Origin of the sequence: Stenotrophomonas nitritireducens, from assembly GCF_001700965.1 — a bacterium.
Classification (GTDB): domain Bacteria; phylum Pseudomonadota; class Gammaproteobacteria; order Xanthomonadales; family Xanthomonadaceae; genus Stenotrophomonas; species Stenotrophomonas nitritireducens_A.
Window position 1 is genome coordinate 1,966,955 of record NZ_CP016756.1, and the last position, 17,929, is coordinate 1,984,883.

General features: G+C 60.1%; 18 protein-coding genes and 1 tRNA gene. 8 read left to right on the top strand and 11 right to left on the bottom strand.

What is annotated here, in order from left to right; translation table 11 throughout:
- Positions 1-76 precede the first annotated feature (76 nt).
- Genes BCV67_RS08325 through BCV67_RS08335 form a run of 3 tightly spaced genes read right to left on the bottom strand, consistent with a single transcriptional unit; the run spans position 77 to position 1,270 of the window.
- Positions 77-325 carry a hypothetical protein gene (locus BCV67_RS08325; protein ID WP_231732422.1) on the bottom strand — a complete coding sequence of 83 codons (249 nt, stop codon included), beginning with the start codon at positions 323-325 and terminating at the stop codon, positions 77-79.
- 23 nt (positions 326-348) lie between these two features.
- Entirely contained in the window at positions 349-564 is a 216-nt protein-coding gene (locus BCV67_RS08330; RefSeq protein ID WP_062168854.1) for a hypothetical protein, read from the bottom strand.
- 22 nt (positions 565-586) lie between these two features.
- The gene (locus BCV67_RS08335; protein WP_062171253.1) at positions 587-1,270 is read right to left on the bottom strand and encodes a J domain-containing protein; all 684 of its coding nucleotides are present in this window, start codon (positions 1,268-1,270) and stop codon (positions 587-589) included.
- A 241-nt stretch (positions 1,271-1,511) separates the two neighbouring features.
- On the opposite strand from BCV67_RS08335, the gene BCV67_RS08340 reads away from it, so the two are divergent.
- Positions 1,512-1,895: a helix-turn-helix domain-containing protein gene (locus BCV67_RS08340; protein ID WP_062171252.1), complete on the top strand. Its 384-nt coding sequence runs from the start codon at positions 1,512-1,514 to the stop codon at positions 1,893-1,895.
- Positions 1,896-2,126: 231 nt separating this feature from the next.
- On the opposite strand, the gene BCV67_RS08345 is transcribed toward BCV67_RS08340, so the two are convergent.
- The 3 genes from BCV67_RS08345 to BCV67_RS08355 all read right to left on the bottom strand — a co-directional run bounded on the left by BCV67_RS08345 (position 2,127) and on the right by BCV67_RS08355 (position 4,613).
- The gene (locus BCV67_RS08345) at positions 2,127-2,621 is read right to left on the bottom strand and encodes a JAB domain-containing protein (protein ID WP_062171250.1); all 495 of its coding nucleotides are present in this window, start codon (positions 2,619-2,621) and stop codon (positions 2,127-2,129) included.
- Entirely contained in the window at positions 2,618-3,574 is a 957-nt protein-coding gene (locus BCV67_RS08350) for a DUF932 domain-containing protein (protein ID WP_062171248.1), read from the bottom strand. The genes BCV67_RS08345 and BCV67_RS08350 overlap by 4 nt, the downstream gene beginning before the upstream one ends.
- A gap of 424 nt (positions 3,575-3,998) precedes the next feature.
- Entirely contained in the window at positions 3,999-4,613 is a 615-nt protein-coding gene (locus tag BCV67_RS08355; RefSeq protein ID WP_156455935.1) for a hypothetical protein, read from the bottom strand.
- A 730-nt stretch (positions 4,614-5,343) separates the two neighbouring features.
- Here BCV67_RS08355 and BCV67_RS19530 point away from each other — a divergent pair.
- The 4 genes from BCV67_RS19530 to BCV67_RS08370 all read left to right on the top strand — a co-directional run bounded on the left by BCV67_RS19530 (position 5,344) and on the right by BCV67_RS08370 (position 10,329).
- Entirely contained in the window at positions 5,344-6,015 is a 672-nt protein-coding gene (locus BCV67_RS19530; RefSeq protein WP_156455934.1) for a hypothetical protein, read from the top strand.
- Between the two features lie 261 nt (positions 6,016-6,276).
- A complete protein-coding gene (locus BCV67_RS08360; protein WP_062171244.1) occupies positions 6,277-6,486 on the top strand; it encodes a hypothetical protein in 210 nt (69 codons plus the stop codon).
- Positions 6,487-7,015: 529 nt separating this feature from the next.
- The gene (locus BCV67_RS08365; RefSeq protein WP_231732421.1) at positions 7,016-8,881 is read left to right on the top strand and encodes an SIR2 family protein; all 1,866 of its coding nucleotides are present in this window, start codon (positions 7,016-7,018) and stop codon (positions 8,879-8,881) included.
- Between the two features lie 218 nt (positions 8,882-9,099).
- A complete protein-coding gene (locus BCV67_RS08370; RefSeq protein ID WP_231732420.1) occupies positions 9,100-10,329 on the top strand; it encodes an argonaute/piwi family protein in 1,230 nt (409 codons plus the stop codon).
- Between the two features lie 873 nt (positions 10,330-11,202).
- Here the strand turns inward: BCV67_RS08370 and BCV67_RS20030 are convergent.
- The 3 genes from BCV67_RS20030 to BCV67_RS08385 all read right to left on the bottom strand — a co-directional run bounded on the left by BCV67_RS20030 (position 11,203) and on the right by BCV67_RS08385 (position 12,910).
- Positions 11,203-11,430 (bottom strand): hypothetical protein, encoded by a 228-nt coding sequence (locus BCV67_RS20030; protein ID WP_156455933.1) that lies wholly within the window; start codon positions 11,428-11,430, stop codon positions 11,203-11,205.
- A 62-nt stretch (positions 11,431-11,492) separates the two neighbouring features.
- On the bottom strand, positions 11,493-12,671 hold the full coding sequence (locus BCV67_RS08380) for a tyrosine-type recombinase/integrase (protein ID WP_062171238.1): 1,179 nt from the start codon (positions 12,669-12,671) through the stop codon (positions 11,493-11,495).
- A 162-nt stretch (positions 12,672-12,833) separates the two neighbouring features.
- Positions 12,834-12,910, bottom strand: a tRNA-Arg gene (locus BCV67_RS08385).
- A gap of 126 nt (positions 12,911-13,036) precedes the next feature.
- Here BCV67_RS08385 and ubiA point away from each other — a divergent pair.
- On the top strand, positions 13,037-13,930 hold the full coding sequence (ubiA, locus tag BCV67_RS08390; protein ID WP_062171236.1) for a 4-hydroxybenzoate octaprenyltransferase: 894 nt from the start codon (positions 13,037-13,039) through the stop codon (positions 13,928-13,930).
- A 158-nt stretch (positions 13,931-14,088) separates the two neighbouring features.
- Here ubiA and BCV67_RS08395 read toward each other — a convergent pair whose 3' ends face one another.
- A complete protein-coding gene (locus BCV67_RS08395; RefSeq protein ID WP_062171234.1) occupies positions 14,089-14,670 on the bottom strand; it encodes an HdeD family acid-resistance protein in 582 nt (193 codons plus the stop codon).
- Between the two features lie 138 nt (positions 14,671-14,808).
- A complete protein-coding gene (locus tag BCV67_RS08400; RefSeq protein ID WP_062171233.1) occupies positions 14,809-15,534 on the bottom strand; it encodes a ComF family protein in 726 nt (241 codons plus the stop codon).
- 49 nt (positions 15,535-15,583) lie between these two features.
- Here BCV67_RS08400 and bioB point away from each other — a divergent pair, with 49 nt between their 5' ends.
- Entirely contained in the window at positions 15,584-16,612 is a 1,029-nt protein-coding gene (bioB, locus tag BCV67_RS08405) for a biotin synthase BioB (protein WP_062171230.1), read from the top strand.
- Between the two features lie 91 nt (positions 16,613-16,703).
- Positions 16,704-17,912, top strand: a complete 1,209-nt coding sequence (gene bioF / locus BCV67_RS08410; RefSeq protein ID WP_065868083.1) for an 8-amino-7-oxononanoate synthase — start codon at positions 16,704-16,706, stop codon at positions 17,910-17,912.
- Positions 17,913-17,929 lie beyond the last annotated feature (17 nt).

The window sequence follows — 17,929 nt, forward strand, 5'->3', positions numbered from 1 at the left end:
CGGCCGACATTCGGTCGTCAGAGGTAACGAGTGACACCGTCGGCGGCCTACTTCGAAGGCAGGACGTCAGGCGATATCACGGGTTCCGACACTGGCCCGCAGCAACGAACAGCTGCTCGGCGAAGTCGGACGGTGGGTAACCCTGTCTTTTGATGGCCACCAGGCCCTGCTCGCCGTAGTGGTCCTGCAGCTTGTCGATGGCGCACCTGCAGTTGGACTTCGGTGCGCCGCTGCTCATGCAGTTGTCTATGAACTGGCCTCGGACCTTGTCCAGCTCGCTGGTACAAGCGCACAGCGCCAGCGGAATGAGAGCAACGGTGAGCATCTTTCGGATTCTTGATCCCATGCTTATCGCCTCTTCACCAGGACGAGCAGGGCAAAGATCACCACGATCCAAACCACGCCGCCGATCAGCTTTCCGAATGACGGGAAGACCACTACGGGCCAGACAAGGCCTTGCCCGAGGTTGTAGAAGAACCCCTTGTAGGCATAGCGCCCCCAGATATCGAAACATATGGCCGCGATCAGCACGGTCACGCCGTATAGGCCTATCAGGTACTTCATGTAATTCCCCTATTAGTTGAGATCAGTTGGCTTCTTGCAGGTAGTGGCTGACGGCTCTGAACAGCCGTCGCAGGTCATCGGCGTTGGGAACACTCAATGTGATGAAGGGCTCGCCATGGATTCGGATGTGCGCACCGTGGGCGGTGATCTCCGTCAGACAACCCAGTAACCGGATCTCAGCCTGCTCGAACTTGGCCTTGCACCGAATCTGGGTTTCGGTGATGAGAACGCCCTCCCTGGCACCGCCGAAGACGGTGTCGTCGATGAGCACGACAACGTCCTGGGCCCGCAGCCTCTCCCCGTAGCTGTCCAAGGCTGCCTGGAGCTTCTTCTTTGGAATATCCGGAGCCACGAACACGCGTTCAAAGGGCTCATTGCTGAACTCGAGTCCCTCCAGGGCCTGCCGAAGCGAGCGGAGAGGGGGAGGCTCTGGAGCCTTGGTTTGTGGAGCCTCTGGCTCGGGGCTGGGTCTGGCTGGGGCTCGGGAGCGGTCAAATCGCTCCCGTTCGGCCGGGTCTTTGAGGACGGCATAGGCCTTGTTGATGGCCTGCATCTTGGCCGTCGCCCATGCCACGGCAGCCTCGTCTCCTGCTGCGTAGCGATCAGGGTGGTACTGACTCCGCCGGCCCTTATAAGCCAGTTCTATCTCCCAGAGGGGTGCCCCGGGGCGTACCCCGAGGACTTCGTAGTGGTTTTCATCCGCCATCAGGCCCTCTCCTGAGGATGAGCCATCGATGTGCCTCCATTCGTTGTGCCGGCTATATCCATGGCCATAGCTCTCCCACTTCTTCCTTCCTCAACATGACTGCTCGATTCCCCACAACGCCAGTAGCGAACACAGAGCTACGTTCAAGGCTTGCAATAAACTTACGTGATACGTAGAGTCTACCCGGGGCGTAGATCATCCGTCATCCTGTTGGTATGACTACATCGGTCACCTCCTGCTAATGGCCGGCCCTGCCCTCGAACCCCGAGGCGTAGTGGCTGCGCGCCTGCGCCAAGCCCGACTGCTTCGAGGGCTTAGCCAACGCGAAGTCGGAGTTCGAATGGGACTTGATAAGGACACTGCCTCGGCACGCATAAGCCGCTACGAGAGCGAGTCCATGGCCATAAGCTTGGAATCACTATTTTCGTTGGCTGACGCTCTTCAAGTGCCGGCCGCGTATTTGCTGGCGTCATCGGCAGCTATGGCAGACGCTATCCTTTTGATAGGTGATGAAAGCGAAGTACAGCAGGCTCGTCTCGCTCAGGCCTTGGCCGCTCTTGCTAGCCTTCCAGCAGTACGCCGGAAGGCACTACTCGAAGAGATCTTGGGTAAGCCGGGCATCTAGCCCTTCTTCTAGTTTCAGGGCCTTCACCAAGTATCGGCCTGCCATTCGCCGTAGACGTTCCGCAGCCTCTCTAGCCCGCGCCTTCGTGCGCCAGTTTCCGTCGGTAGCTGAGCGCTCTACCTCCCGTGCCTGTCGGTCTAGATCAGCCGCTTTGGCACGAGCCAGCGCTGCCCTGGTCATTGACCAGGACATATCTGTTTCCTTCATGCTGTTCTCCTAGGTATCCGGGCCTTAGATCTGCCCGAGCTGAGCCATCGAGGTGCCTTGGCTCGCCGACACCACAAGATGGTCGACGACCCTCACCTCCACCATCGCCAGTACTTCCTTCAATCGCCTGGTGATGGCTCGATCCGCTTCTGATGGCTCGCAATGCCCGCTGGGGTGGTTGTGAGCCAGCAGGACCGCCGCCGCGTTCAGGGCCAAGGCACGTTGAACGAGAATCCGCGGATGGATCTCAGCACCATCTATAGAGCCTGAGAACAGCCGTTCTACGGCGATCAGGCGGTTACGGGCATCGAGGAACGCCACCTCGAAGTGCTCGCGGATCTCATGCCCTAGACGCAGACGGAAAAACCTTTCGGCAACATCCGGATCTCCCAATAGAAGGCCACTGACCATTGCTCTGCTCTCAAGAATTTCCAATGCTTGGGAAAGGACGGAACTGTCACGTTCGTTCAAACCGCCAGGTAGCTTTTCCAGGCGCTGCTTGTGCGGCGAGACGTTCATGCGGCTTCCCCTAGCAGTTCCTTCCAAGCCTTCTGCTTTAGCAATGCTCCTTGGCCGAACCAAGCCGCATCCAAGCGGTTCTCCGTACTCTGTGCCCGCCGATGATGGTCCACGAATTCAGTGATGCTGTTTAGGAGACCGAAGGCGGTGCCCTTGCTGGTCTTCAAGCTAGCTCCCCTACCCTGCCCGTCATACAGCGCCCGCACCTTGGCAACAGCCTGCTCATTCACTACAGGCTTCCCATTCTGAGCAGCCGGATACGTAAGCAAATTCCGCAGAACCCCATCGACCGAATCAGGGTTCACAGGTGTCTCACAGAGGATCCGCATCCGCTCCACGAAGCCATGCCAGCCCTCAACAGCGATACCCAGCTGGCTTTTGACCCTGTCAGCATCGAAAGCACTGCGATGCGGGACCTTGATGGCTCCGGTTCGATCCCCAACAGCGATCTGGAGGGTGTTGTTACACACCACGCGAACTGAGGTGAACTGGGCGGTGGTAGCCAGCGTCCCGTCACAGGCCGTAGCCAGAAGAAGGTAGCCATTGACCTGATCCTGTCCCTTTAGGGCTACACCCTGCCCAGTACGGGCCAATGCCCAGAACTTCCGCCCTCCACGAAGCACGCCTGCCGTTTCCAGCTCGAAACCGCTGTAGCGCGTCAGGTCGCGGTAGAACTCCAGGATCTCCCGCGGCTGAACTACTTGATAGCGCTTGGACACCACGGCCAGCGGTCGCTTCGTGTCAGAGCGATAAAGCACCTTTTGCCCGGGGAATGCCCGCACCGGATACTGATCTTCGGCCTCGGCGGCGAATCGCACTTCAGCCTCCTCCAAGGACCAGTTCATGCCAGCGCGTTCGCGCCATACTTCGATGGACTGGCCTGGGGCCAACTGGCTTCCGATGCCATGCCATGGAACTTGGCCTGCATAGGCCATGGTTTCAACGTGATGCATCTCGGTCTCCTTTCATAGACGTCATAACGCACAAGGCCCGGACAGTGCCGGGCCTTGCGGGTCTATCTAGATTGTTGATTTAGTCGTAGGAATCGCGGCCGAACTGGTCGGGGCGGGTGAACGAACAACGGGCTACGGCCGACAAGATGGCCGCAGCCACAATGAAGACGCAGTAGAGGAACTCGGATTTATCTTTCATGCTTAGTACTCGAAGCGATACGCCAATGCGGGGCGCACACGCAAAGCAGGAGGATCCTGCTTCAACGTAGTACTAAGGGTCTGAAATAAGTTTCAATCAAAGGCAGCTTCTCGATGAGGCCCAACACTCAAGCTCGACACGCCGAAGGGCAACTCCCGGCCAGAAGCAAAAATCCGCGACACTCCAACCAAGCCGAACCGCTAAAGGAGATTCATCCCAAGCGCATCATATTTCGGGATGGGAAGTCGCCGCACTTTCAACTGCACGCTGCACCGACTGTGTCGTGCGAAAGTCGAACTCTGCAGGAGCCACCGCGATGCAATTGAGCTGGCGCTCTAGGTCACGAAGCCGGTTGGGGCCGCCCTGAGTGGAATCTAGAAAGACCCGAACAACGTGCGGATTCTGCAGCAGCTCTCTGATGACCGACGCAAACATTGACTTCCGAGCAAGATGCAAGTCTTGAGCGTCCTCTATAAATGCGGCATTCCAACTAATGAATGCTTCGTTCGGGAATTGCCCCGGCGGTGCGGAAGCAATAGTTGCCATCATCTGGTTGTACAGCGCTGCCAGATAGCCCCACTGTGCTGCGAACCTGGTGTAAAACGCCGCGTACGCACCGGCAAAGACGGCACCAAACCATGGAATCATTTGCCCAATCTCGACCTTGAGCTGAGCTGCAGAAAAAACAAGCTCCGTACCGGCCGCAAAGTACGACTTGATCGGGAGCACGAGCATACAAATTAGTGATGTCACCCACAGCGACCGCAACAGTACAGCCGTGCCGCCGTTGGGGCTGTTCCGTAGAAAAAATTCACCTGAAAGAAAACTCACTATCGACATAGTCTTTTCTCCCGCCAAACCATTTGATGGACGCCCCTGGGATTTTGGTTGTGCCACTTACGCCCCTTAGTCGGGGTCGCCCCCCAGTAAAGCTCGATACTAGGCGGATTGTTACTGTACACAATCCGCTGCACCGCCTGAACATAACTAGCCTCGAGCCGAAGGGTCGTAAGCCGCCGTTGTCATATCGATGAGGAAATGAACAGAAGTGCGCGTTCGCTTCCGGCCAGTAGCGGACATGCTCCGGAATGCTGGCCGTGTACAAAACGGAGGGCGACTCAAAGCGCCGTGTACACAAAAGCCTGCGCACGCTCTCTTGAGCGTAACTCCGCAGAGCGACCAAAGCGTCACCGAGCCCTCTAGGTAGTGAGTGCGGAGCAGTTCGCCGTCTAAGCAAAGGCGCAACTGCCTGAAGACGATTGAGTCCCGCCAATGAGCCCAAGCGCCCCTTGGAGAACCCCGGGAGGACGACGAGTACACTGAGTACGCAGAGTACGCGAGGACGGAGAGCACACCTCGGCAGGGGTAGACAATTGATATTAATAGTAATTATCAAGAAAAATGCGCGGAAACGCGCATATCAACAACTCGTAATTCGCTGGATACTGCATGTACGGCACACCTGCCGTAACCTTCAGCTATCTAAACCGCCCAATTACGCGCGTCTAGTTCCCTTGCTCTTCGGAGCCTGAAGACGCAAATTGGCCACCAGTTGATAGGGAATTGCTCGATGTCCACGATGAAGCAAGCAGTGGCACGGCGCGCAAAGATGTCGGAGCGCGCCGAGCATCAACGGCAAATCCACTTCGCTGGAGTGGATGACGCCTGGATATGGAATCGCAAGAAGAACAATGGCTTTTCAACTGTACCGAGGACGCTGCCGATTGCCATGCAGGCAGCGGACGAACAATCTAAAGGCCAGCCACCCGGCCATGTTCTTTTTTGCCTTTGGGCGCGAGCGCCAGATCACCCGGTTCTTGTAATCGACAATCCGATCACGTTCGCCGCAGAAGCAGGCTTCACCGGACCGCGGGCAGTAGACACCTGGCGACGGCGCATGAAGCGGCTGCAGGAACTGCAGCTAATCGTGGCAAAAGCCGGACCGGCAGGTGATTTCCACTACGTTCTGCTAACGAATCCAAACTCTGCCGTTGAATGGATGAGATCAAATGGAAAGATCCAAGACGTGCTCTATGGCCGCTTCTGGGATCGACTGTCCGAGGTCGGGGGGCTCAGTGAGATAGACGCAATTCGCGCTCACTGGACTCAGGAGGCAGCAAAAGTGAATGGGCCTCCGAGCCTCCCACCGCCACCTCCACCGCTACCGACCGATGCCACAACTGAATCAGCCCCTACGAAGGTGAAGGCACGGAAGAGCAAACCCAAGAACGTAGCGAAGTGATGCCCAGCACATGCCAAGGAGGAACCATGCTTAAGACAACAGTGATCGGCATTCGTCGCCAGTTCGCCCGGCGGATGCCGTGAAAAAAGACCCCCGATCAGCCTCGTTTCTCAGGCCAGACTGATCGGGAGTCATGGTGGGCACCCTCAAGTGCCCTGAGCAGGGATTCCCTTGCCCAGGGTTCAATTGTAACGCGGCCGCGCCCTTTAACACATGACTGGGGCAACAGCCAATTAGCCGACCTCGGCTGAGGAAAAAGCAATGACCAAGAAGCCCTCCAACTCCGGCCAGCCCTGGACCCCTGCGCAGGTCAAGGAACTCAAAGACCTTGCATCAGGGAACACCCCCACCCGGGTCATTGGCCTGAAAATGGGGCGCTCGCCCGAGGCAATCTACGGCCAGGCGAGTAAGGCGGGTATCTCGCTGAAGCCCACCAATCAGGCTCCCTACGGCACCAAGAAGCCAAAGTGAGTTAGCGCTTCATTGGCACCAACTTCAGAAGCCCCGCATTGCGGGGCTTCTACCTTCTCACCCAAGAAACGCTTGTAACTTCTCGTTCGGATGAGATGCTTTCCAAGTCGTGTATACGGAAGTCCCTTCCCACAGCGCAGGCAGATTTTTGTGTGAACGGATCCGTTTATACTACTTATCCATAAACCACCACTTAGTTGATCCCCCGTGGTGCGACTCGTTCTTAGGGTAGCTGGATCCGGCCAACAAGCCAGTGTTTAACCGAACTCAGCGGTAGGATAGGCAACCGCACAAGTGTCCACTTTGGGTCGCTTAATGTCCCGCGGCCAAGAGCCGACATCCCCGAATGGCGGCCACGTACGAGCTCGAGGGCGACTCAAAATACCGTCCACAAAAAATCTGCACACGCTCCCGCCCCAACACGCACAGCGTGAATGAAATCATCTCCAGTCTCTTAAGACTAGGAGACGAGCCAACAGCAGTAGTAGCATTGGGTTAACTTAATCACTTGGTTACGTTCAGCTGCCTGATGACGAAATCCATCCAGGTTATTTCTGCATCTAAGTTCGCAACTACTTTCAGCCTCCGACCCGAGCTCCATGCATGGCTTCTCGGTGCCGGCGCCTCTGCGGCCTCGGGCATTCCGACCGGCTATGACATGATCCTGGACTTCAAGTCCAGGCTCTACTGCCAAGAGACCCGATTCCCTCGCCGCAACGTGGATCCGAGTGATCCACTATGGGTTCAGCGCATCGACGAGTTCTTCTCTCGCACCCCTCTACTTCCGCCTCCGAACGATCCAACCGAGTATGCGGCCGCGTTCGAGGCGATTTATCCGCAAGAGACTCATCGACGGCAATACATCGATGACGCCATCAGCAAAGGGACACCCTGTTTTGGGCACCGGATGCTGGCCGGTCTAATAACGGCCGCAAAGACCCCATGCGTCTTTACGACGAACTTTGATTCCCTAATTGAAGAATCCAGCCTACTGGCGGCATCGCTAATGTCTCCTGGCACCGCAGCCAAGCCGACGGTTGCGACTCTAGACTCTGCCAACCTGGCTACGCGCTGTCTGGATGAGTCTGATTGGCCCCTCATCACCAAGCTTCATGGCGACTACCGTTCAACATCCCTGAAGAACACCACAAGCGAGCTGGCTTCCCAAGACCATGACCTGCGCCGGGCCATGGTTGAAGCCTGCAAGCGATTCGGTCTGGTCGTCGTTGGCTACAGCGGCCGCGATTCCTCCGTGATGGAGGCACTTGAGTCCGTCCTGACCTACGAGAACCCCTTCCCCAGCGGTCTCTATTGGTGCGCGTCTTCCCGCTCCAAGCTCCTACCAACTGTGAGTGATTTCCTGAAAAAGGCTGCCTTTGCGGGCGTCAATGTCTTCATCATCGAGTCCGCCACGTTCGACGAATTGGCCGGCGACCTGCTCAATCAAATCAGCCTTCCAGCCCCGCTGCTGGACCATGTTCTATCGTTCCAGCCTGTCCAGCTCGCAGCCCCCATCCCCGTGCGCACGGCGGAAGCCCGGAAGTTCCCCGTGCTGCGCCTCTCCGCGTTGCTCGTGGAGAGTCTCCCCACCACAGCCAGAAAAATGACCCTGGGTCATCCATCCTCCATTTTTGAGGTGCGGGAAATGCTCAAGGCCAGCAAGTGCCGGGCAGCGGTGGCAATGGTTGGAAACGAGCTCGCAGCCTTCGGCAAAGACGCTGAGATCCTCGCGTCATTGCACAGCCTGAAGCCAGTGCTAAACGGGCATTGGGCACTGGATCCCATCCAAGAAAGTTGGGCGCTAGGACTCATCTACGATGCCCTTCTGCGTGCTTTGGCTCGGCGGCGACCGCTGATTCCCAGACTGAAACGTTCTGGGCACTCCCTTTTTGTTGCCAGCGCGAGAGACGGCGAAACCGACGAGCAGCGACATCGCCGCGAAAGCCAATTATCCAAGCTCAGAGTCGCCTACGGAAGCGAGCTCACGGGGACCAAGTTTGGTCGCAACTACAACGAAGCCATTTCGATTCGGCTCGAGGAGATTGAGGGACGCTGGTGGTGCACGTTTGACCCCTACACCGCCGTGGAGGTGCCGCGTGATGAGCGGACTGCTCCTTCAGACGCAGCCGAGAGCGACCCTCTGGCTTGGTCGTCGCAGCGCCGGCCAGATCCGACTGCTGACTGGAGAAGAGAGCTGTGGGCCACCAAATACAACGGCGCTTGGGCCAACATCATCGAGGCGTGGGCGAGCTTGCTCACGTCTCCACGGGGGATAACCTTTCAAGCGTTCGGAATCGAAGATCAAGAGGGAGTCGACGCGGCTTTTCGCATTTCACCGCTCACCGGCTTCAGTCGCCCTGGACATCAAGACAAATACTTTGACCGGAGACAGTGATGGTAGATGTTTCTCGCTCGCAGCTACCGCCGCTGTCCTTGCTTTCGGAACCGGAGCTGGCCTTTTCTCCTGAGCACTCCGGGTGTCGAGACGTCCACCCCCTTCGCGGGCTGGCGCACTATGGCCCCTTCTCGTCCCAGACATTCAGCCAGTTCACGCCCACCGTTCGCATTGCCACAGTGGGCCCGGCAAGTACGTTCAGGACTCGAGGGGCGCTTATGGCATCGCTGAAGGAGCAACATGCAGCCAGCGATAGAAGCGGCTACGCCCCAGATTTCCCAGGCTTCGCCAGCGTCTTCGGCGTGGACTTGGCTTCCTCTGACAAGGCCAACCACATCCGTTGGCCCGACGCCATCAACGATCTTCCAGGATCGGGACCACCTCAGCAGCGCCTCGTGACCGCCTTCGATGCAGCCCTCTCGCAACTAAGCGCAAGACATGAGCAGTTTGATGTGGTCCTGGTTCATCTCCCAGAAGCGTGGCTTCCTCACACGGCCGGGGACGGTTTTGACGCGCACGATGTCCTCAAAGCATTGGGAGCAAAGCACGGCATCCCAACCCAAGTGGTCAACGACCGGACCTTCAGCTTCTCAAACAGAGCTCAGCTGGCTTGGAGACTGTCGATCGCGCTCTATGTCAAAGCCGGAGGCATTCCTTGGAAGCTCGCCCCTCTGGCGGGAGTGCCTGCGGATACTGCCTACATCGGTTTGGCATACGCGCTGAAGAAGGTCAACGACGAAACCCACTTTGTCACCTGCTGCTCGCAGGTGTTCGACATGGACGGGGGCGGCATGCAGTTTGTGGCGTTCGAAGCCAAAGATCCCGTCAAGGACGTGCGCGAAGCACGAAGGAATCCTTTCTTATCACGAGAAGACATGCGAGCGGTCATTGCCCGCAGTCTGTCGATCTACCAACAGCGCAATGGAGGCATTCTTCCCCGGCGAATGGTCATTCACAAGAGCAATGCGTTCAAGGAAGACGAAGTTCTGGGTGCTCGCGATGCGTTGACCGCCGTCCCCGAGGTAGAGTGCATTGAGATCAGCTCCAGACCGACTTGGCGGGGCGTATGGTTGGTCAAATCCTCTGGCGGCACCGCGCCCACCCGACCCGCCAGATACCCGGTGCCGCGAGGCACTTTTGTTCCCCGGTCTGGCACGTCTGCTCTTCTCTGGGCCGCTGGCAATGTTCCAGATGTCTCAAGCAAGTCAGACTACTACCAGGGCGGGAAGAGCATTCCCCGACCACTCCTGCTGACCCGTCACGCGGGAACTGGGCCGCTAGAAACGATCGCTCACGAAACGCTGGCGCTGACGAAGATGGACTGGAACAACGACGCGCTCTACGACCCAGTGCCTGTCAGCATCCGCTACTCCCAGAAGCTCGCTAGGACCATCTCCAACGTCCAAGATCTTCCTGGAAATAGTTATCCCTACCGACTGTTCATGTGATCCCAACTCTCAACAACAGAAAAAGGAGCTCAACGTCACGATCGGCAAGATGTAGGAAGCTTTCATCGAAAAGCAGTCTGGGGAAGTGAAAGGCCCCTACCAAGCCACCTTTGCAGGAACCACCGTAATCTTGAAGGACCCGACCGCAGACGTGGACTCTGGCGACTACGTGACCCGAGCGCTTTCAAGCGGTAAAGCTGAGCGTTCCTACATCCAGAACGCCACCTTCTATGACGTCGGCATCGGTGGCATTGCGCCACACTTTCAACTCAAGATTGGCACTCCCCCTCACTTCAGTCGCGCTCGCACTCCATCCAAATTGGCAACCACAACACTCAGAACGTCGTGAATTCAGCCCAAACGCTCGCCCATGCGATCGAGGCCTCAAGCGGAACCGAGGACCAAAAGGTAGACGCAGAATCCAGGCTGGCCAAACTTCTTGAGCACCCAATCCTAGCAAACGTGCTGGGCGGCCTCGCTGGAGCGGCCGCCAGATCAACCCCGATTTTCGGACAACGTGGCATCTAGAGCAGGCATTGGCTACGGGTTTTCTTTATTGTGAATCCGCGCACATCGCCAACTCTTGCCGATGCGGAAACAGCTGTTTGGATGAGTATCTATTCCACCGCGCCAAGAAGCACTATGCCATCCCCTCAACTTCGAATCGCGTCAAGGCTTCTGGGGCATCAGCCTTGGCAAACACTGACGAGAGAACTCCCTGAGCGCAAGGAGGAAGTCCAGCAGGCGGGGAATGTCGCTAGCGCGCTACTACAACTGTCACGGGACATCGAACCGTAGGTCAGTGACTGGTCAACCCATTCACACAAGACTTTGGACAAGCCCCTTCATCAGGCGCACCGAGAGACAGACTTATCAGTTGGTTGGCGAGGATTGGAATTCTGAAACTGCAAGGAGACCTTGCGATCCATCCTGGAAGGTATGGTCAGCACAGAGCACACGATCACCACGAGTGAATTCCCAAACCTCGTCCAGATCCTGCCACTCATCAATGATTTCAAACACGTGATCGGAGATTCGCTTAGCATCCACCGGGCGGAACACTTCGACGCCCTCATTGACCAACCGAACAAAAACAATCATCTAAAACTCCGACAGACCACTGGTCGAGTTGCGCAACGCGGCATTGGGCACAGATCTTTCTTCTAAGCTCGCAGCTTGTCCAAATAGTCTGCCCATTCCTGCATCATCTTGCGGCGCTCGCCCAAGTGAGCAGTGCGGTTGTAGGCACGTCCATTGGGATCACGAACCGCATGAGCAAGTTGATGCTCGATGTAGTCGGGGCGGAACCCTAGTATCTCATCAAGAATAGTCCGCGCCATTGCACGGAACCCATGCCCCGTCATGGTTTTTGAGTCAAACCCCATCCGGCGTATGGCCGCGTTTATCGTGTTCTCGCTCATCGGACGTCCTTTGCCATGAAGGCTCGGGAAAACGTACTGGCCTCGTCCGGTGAGAGGGCGCAGCTCAGTGAGAACTTCAATTGCTTGCTTGGACAACGGAACAATGTGGGGTGTGTCGGTCTTGGTAGCGACATACCTCCACTCCGCTGCATCAAGGTCGATATCTGCCCAGCGTGCGCTACGCAGCTCGCCGGGGCGAGGAAATAGCAAGGGCGAGAGCTTCAACGCGGCGGTTACTATGGCACTACCTTCGTACCCCCAAATGGCACGTAGAAGCGGCGCAACCGCGGATGGCTCCGTCAAGCTAGCGAAGTGCTTCGTCTGAGGCGCTTCCAACGCGCCGATCAGGTCCACAGCAGGATTTCGCTCTGCCCTACCTGTAGCGATTGCGTACCGGAAAACCATTCCTGCAATGCCACGCGCTCGATGCGCCGTCTCCACCGCCCCCCTCTTCTCCATCTTTCGCAGCACTGCGAGCAGTTCGACGGCGGAAATTTCATTGATCGGCCTATCGCCAATGTAAGGATTGAGATCCTTCTCAATGATCCTTCCGTTCCTTACAGCCGTAGATTTCGCGTTCTTCTTGGTTCGCATAGCGAGAAGCTCCAGCGCAATCGCGCCAAAGCTGTTCTCAGAGCCTCCGCTGCGAACCAGCTTTTCGAGCTTCCGCTGCTCGCCAGGGTCAATGCCGTTAGCCAAGGTCTTTCGTGCCGCCATGTGCTTCTCACGGGCTTCAGCCAAGCTCACCTCGGGGTATGAACCCAAGGCCAGCCGCTTTTCCTTTCCAGCAACGCGATACTTCCACCGCCACAGCTTGCCACCCGAAGGGCTGACCTCGAGGTATAGCCCTCCGCCATCGAAGAGTCGCTGGGGCTTCTCGGCAGGTTTGGCTTTACGTACTTGGATGTCAGTCAGGGCCATTGGGGGCATGTCCGTATTTCGGGGGTCGGGATGCCCCCGAAGTTGCCCCCGGATGACCCGGATTGCAATAGATGCCCCCGGACCTGATTGGACTACGGATAAAGAAAAACCCCAGATTTCTCTGGGGTTTTGGACATCCTGAGACATGCTCGGACTTCAATCTGGCGCGCCCGGAGGGATTCGAACCCCCGACCAATGGCTTCGGAAGCCACTACTCTATCCGGCTGAGCTACGGGCGCATTGTCTACCGCACGGCTTGGCTGGGCGGACGCGCATTCTAACGGCAAAAGCGCCCGCAGGTCTGCCCCCATCGGCAGATCACTGCGGGTGGGCGGAAAATTCCGGCCAGCTGGTAACCTTTACGCATGAGCCGTCTCCCACATGCACCGCCCACCGCAGGCACCACCTCGCGGTTCGGGCACTATTGGAAATTGATGCGCGCCGACCGCCCGATCGGCACCTTGCTGCTGCTGTGGCCCACCTGGTGGGCGCTGTGGCTGGCTGCCGACGGCCTGCCGCCGCTGTGGATACTGTTCGTGTTCAGCGCCGGCGTGTGGCTGACCCGCTCGGCCGGTTGCGTGATCAACGATTACGCCGACCGCTGGCTGGATCCGCACGTCAAACGCACCAGGGATCGCCCGTTGGCCACCGGCGCGATCTCCGGCCGGGCGGCGCTGATGCTGTTCGCCGGGCTGATGCTGGCCGCGTTCGCACTGGTGCTGACGCTGAACGGCCTGACCATCGGCCTGAGCTTCATCGGCGTGTTCCTGGCTGCCAGCTACCCCTACCTGAAACGCTACACCCACCTGCCGCAGGTCTATCTGGGCATGGCCTTCGGCTGGGGCATCCCGATGGCGTTTGCCGCCATCCAGGGCGAGATCCCACCGCTGGGCTGGGTGCTGTATGCCGCCAACATCCTCTGGTCCACCGCCTACGACACCTGGTACGCCATGGTCGACCGCGACGATGACCTGAAGGTTGGCTCGCATTCCACCGCCATCCTGTTTGGCGATCTGGACCTGGTCATCCAGGGCATCCTGTACGCACTCTTCTTCGCCGCGATGGCCCTGGTCGGGCAGCGCGCGGGGCTGGGCTGGGCCTACTGGGCCAGCATCGGCGTGGCGATGGCGCTGGTGATCTACGAGTTCTGGATATGCCGCGACCGCGAGCGCGAGCCCTGCTTCAAGGCCTTCCTGCACAACAACTGGGTCGGTGCGGTGCTGTTCGCCGGCATCGTTGCCAGCCAGTATCTGGATTAAAAAAAACGGCCCGCAATGCGGGCCGTTTTTTGTTGCTGTGCCGTTGTCCCGTTGTAGGAGCGGCGTAAGCCGCGAAGCCCACAATGTCGGATGGCGCAGCCCTCCCTGGATCTGATGGACTATCTGCTTCGCGGCTGACGCCGCTCCTACAAGCAGCCTCAGACCGCGCCGATGGTTTTGCCCAGCGAGCGCAGGCGGAAGGCAGCGATTATCTGCAGCACGCCGTACATCAGCGCCAGCACGCCGATCCACAGCGAGGTCACCGCCAGCCCGGCCAGCGGGTTGAGGGCGAACATCACGCCCAGGGCCACTGCCAGCAAACCGCTGAGGATCAGCAGCCACTCGCCGCTGATCTGCTTGCGTACGCGGATGGCGAACACGATCCGATAGATGCCGCCCACCACCAGCCATGCGGCCAGGAACAGCAACAGCACACTTGCCGTGGCCAGCGGGTTGATCACCGCCAACACGCCGAATGCGATCGACACCAGCGCATAGAAAATCGCCCAGCCGCGCGATACCGGCGCCGAGCCTTTGAAGGCCGAGATCAGTACGACCACGCCTTCGACAATCGCCATGATGCCCAGCCACCACGCCAATACTGCGGCGGTGCGCACCGGCGCCATCACCGCCAGTACGCCGAAGATCACCGCGAACAGGCCGAACAGCAACAATACCCACCAGTTGCGCGCCACCGTGCCAAACAACGAACCAGCAGGAAATCCGGGGGATGCACCCATGTCTGTCTCCTCATGTTGACTAGTTGTAAACGCCTTGGGTCCAGTCTAGGCCCATAACTGTGCCAATGACATGTAGCGCCACCCGGCGCGGTTTCAACCCCGCTGTGCAACCTGACGTACAGGCCGTGTACCGCGAAATCACGGCACCCGTGCGCAGACCCAGGCATCCACCCGCTGCACGCCTGCGCGGTGCAGGGTGAGCGCGGCCGCATGCAGGGTAGCGCCGGTTGTCATCACGTCATCCAGCAGCACCACATGCGCCGGCAACACCCCCACCGCGCTGAAGGCACCCCGCAGGTTGCGCCGGCGCTGCACCGCATCCAGCTCCGATTGCGGCTGGGTTGAATGGCGCCGCTGCAGGCCCCGGCACAAGGGCAACTGCAGCGCGCGCGCCACCGGCCTGGCCAGCTCCCAGGCCTGGTCATAACCGCGCTGGCGCAGCCGCGACAGGTGCAGCGGCACCGGCACGATGGCCTGCGGCCGCTCCGCGCTGGCCACGGCATCGACCAGCAGCGCCGACAGCAAACGCCCGGCACTGAGATCATGGTGAAACTTGAAGCGCAGCAGCAGGCCGTCAACCGGCGCGCCGTACACGAACGCCGCCCGCACCGCCTGCAGTGGCGAGGACGAGCGCTGGCAGGAGCCACACAGGGCATCGGCATCGGCGCCGGGCAGCGGCAATGCACAACGCCGGCAGGCAGCCCACAGCCATGGCAGGCCGGTGCTACAGGCCAGGCACAGGTCCCGCCCCGGCAGCCCCGGCTCGGCGCATACCAGGCAGCGCGGCGGGAACAGCAGCCCCGACAAGCGGCCCCCAAGCCTGTAAACCCAATCTTTCATGTGATGGTTGACAGCAATGCCCATGCTGACCAGACTGCGCCGCTTCCATCGCCCCATCTGTCAGGTAACACCGATGTCCACTGTCCTCCGCCACGACTGGAAGCGCGAAGAGCTGCTGTCCCTGCTCGAACTGCCCTTCCCCGAGCTGCTGCACCTGGCCGCGAGCGTGCACCGCCAGCATTTCGATCCGGCGCAGGTACAGGTCTCCACCCTGCTTTCGGTCAAGACCGGCGGCTGCCCGGAAGACTGCGCCTACTGCCCACAGGCACAGCGCTACGACACCGGCGTGGACGCACAGAAGCTGATGGACACCGACAGCGTGGTGGCCCGCGCCCGCGCCGCCAAGCAGGCCGGCGCCTCGCGCTTCTGCATGGGCGCGGCCTGGCGCTCGCCCAAGGACCGCGACATCCCCAAGGTCGCGGCGATGATCCGCGAGGTGAAGTCGCTGGGCCTGGAGACCTGCGCCACCCTGGGCATGCTCGAAGGCCACCAGGCGCAGGCACTGAAGGACGCCGGGCTGGACTACTACAACCACAACCTGGATACCGCGCCGGACTATTACGACTCCATCATCCACACCCGCCAGTACCAGGACCGGCTGGATACCCTGGAGCACGTGCGCAACGCCGGCATGAAGACCTGCTGCGGCGGCATCGTCGGCATGGGCGAAACCCGCGAGCACCGCGCCGGCCTGCTGCAGGCACTGGCCAACCTGCCCGCCCACCCGGACTCGGTGCCGATCAACCGCCTGGTGCAGGTCGCCGGCACCCCGCTGCATGGCAGTGCCGAGCTGGACCCGTTCGAATTCGTGCGCATGATCGCGGTGGCCCGCATCGTCATGCCGCGCTCGATGGTGCGGCTGTCGGCCGGCCGCGAAAGCATGAGTGACGAGCTGCAGGCGCTGTGCTTCCTGGCTGGCGCCAACTCCATCTTCTATGGCGAAAAACTGCTGACCACCGGCAACCCGGACACCGAGCGCGACCAGGCCCTGTTTGCCCGCCTCGGCATCAGCCCGATGCAGGTCAGCGTGGATGCCGAGGAACATGACCACCCCGGCACCGTGCACCTGGATATCGCTCCGGCCTGCGCCCAAAGCGCCTGACCCGGCCGGCGCTCCCCGGCGGGGGGCGCCGCTTGGGCATTCTTACAGGCAACCGGGTACGCTACCTCCCCGTTTGACCATGAACACTGCCATGGCCCGTCCTGATATCCACGAGCGCATCCAAGACCAGCGCAAACTGCGGCTTGCCCAAGGCCGCATCCGCACCCGGCGCAGCATCAGCCGCCGTGATGGCGTGCGCCTGGAGCTGGACGGCCGCTGGTTGACCGGCTTCTGCAGCAACGACTACCTCGGCCTGTCGCAACAGTTCGAGGTGATCGCCGCGCTGCAGGACGCGGCCGCGCGCGAAGGCGCCGGCAGCACCGCCTCGCATCTGGTCTGTGGCCACCACAGCCTGCACGAGCAGCTCGAGCGCGAGATGGCGGACTGGCTCGGCTATCCGCGTGCGCTGCTGTTCGACAGCGGCTTCATGGCCAACCTGGCCGTGCAGCAGGCGCTGCTGAGCGAGGAAACCGACATCTGCGTGCAGGACCGGCTCAACCACGCCAGCCTGCTCGATGCCAGCCGTCTGGCCGGTTGCCGCCTGCGCCGCTACCCGCACCTGGACAGCGAAGGCGCCATGCGCCAGCTCAAGAACACCGCCGACGGCGCCGCCATGCTGGCCACCGACGGTGTCTTCAGCATGGATGGCGACATCGCCCCGCTGCGCTCGCTGGCACTGGTGGCACGCATGCAGGAGGCGTTGTTCTATGTGGACGACGCGCACGGCATTGGCGTGGTCGGCGAGCACGGCCGCGGCTGCGTGGCCGATGCCGGCCTGGGCGTGAACGAGGTTCCGCTGCAACTGCTGACGCTGAGCAAGGCGCTGGGCGGCCATGGCGCGGTGGTGGTGGGCGAAGAATCGCTGATCCAGCACCTGGCCGAAACCGCGCGCCCCTACATCTACACCACCGCCCTGCCCCCTGCACAGGCCGCCGCCTCGCTAGCCGCGGTGAAGCTGGCGCGGCGCGACCATTGGCGCCGCGACAAGCTCACCGAGCTGATCGCCGGCTTCCGCGAAGGCGCGCGTCGCAACGGGCTGGAGCTGATGGCCTCGGAAACCCCGATCCAGCCGCTGCTGTGCGGTGACGAAGCCACGGTGATGGCCTTGTCGGCAACGCTGGAGCAGTCCGGTTTCCTGGTCAGCGCGATCCGTCCGCCAACCGTGCCCGAAGGCAAGGCGCGCCTGCGCGTGACCCTGTCGGCGCTGCATACGCTGGACCAGGTCAAGGCGCTGGTGGATGCCATCGCCAAGGCCCGCGATGTCGTGCTGTACCAGAAGTCCCTGAACACTGTTGCCTGAGAACCGGTTGTAACGCC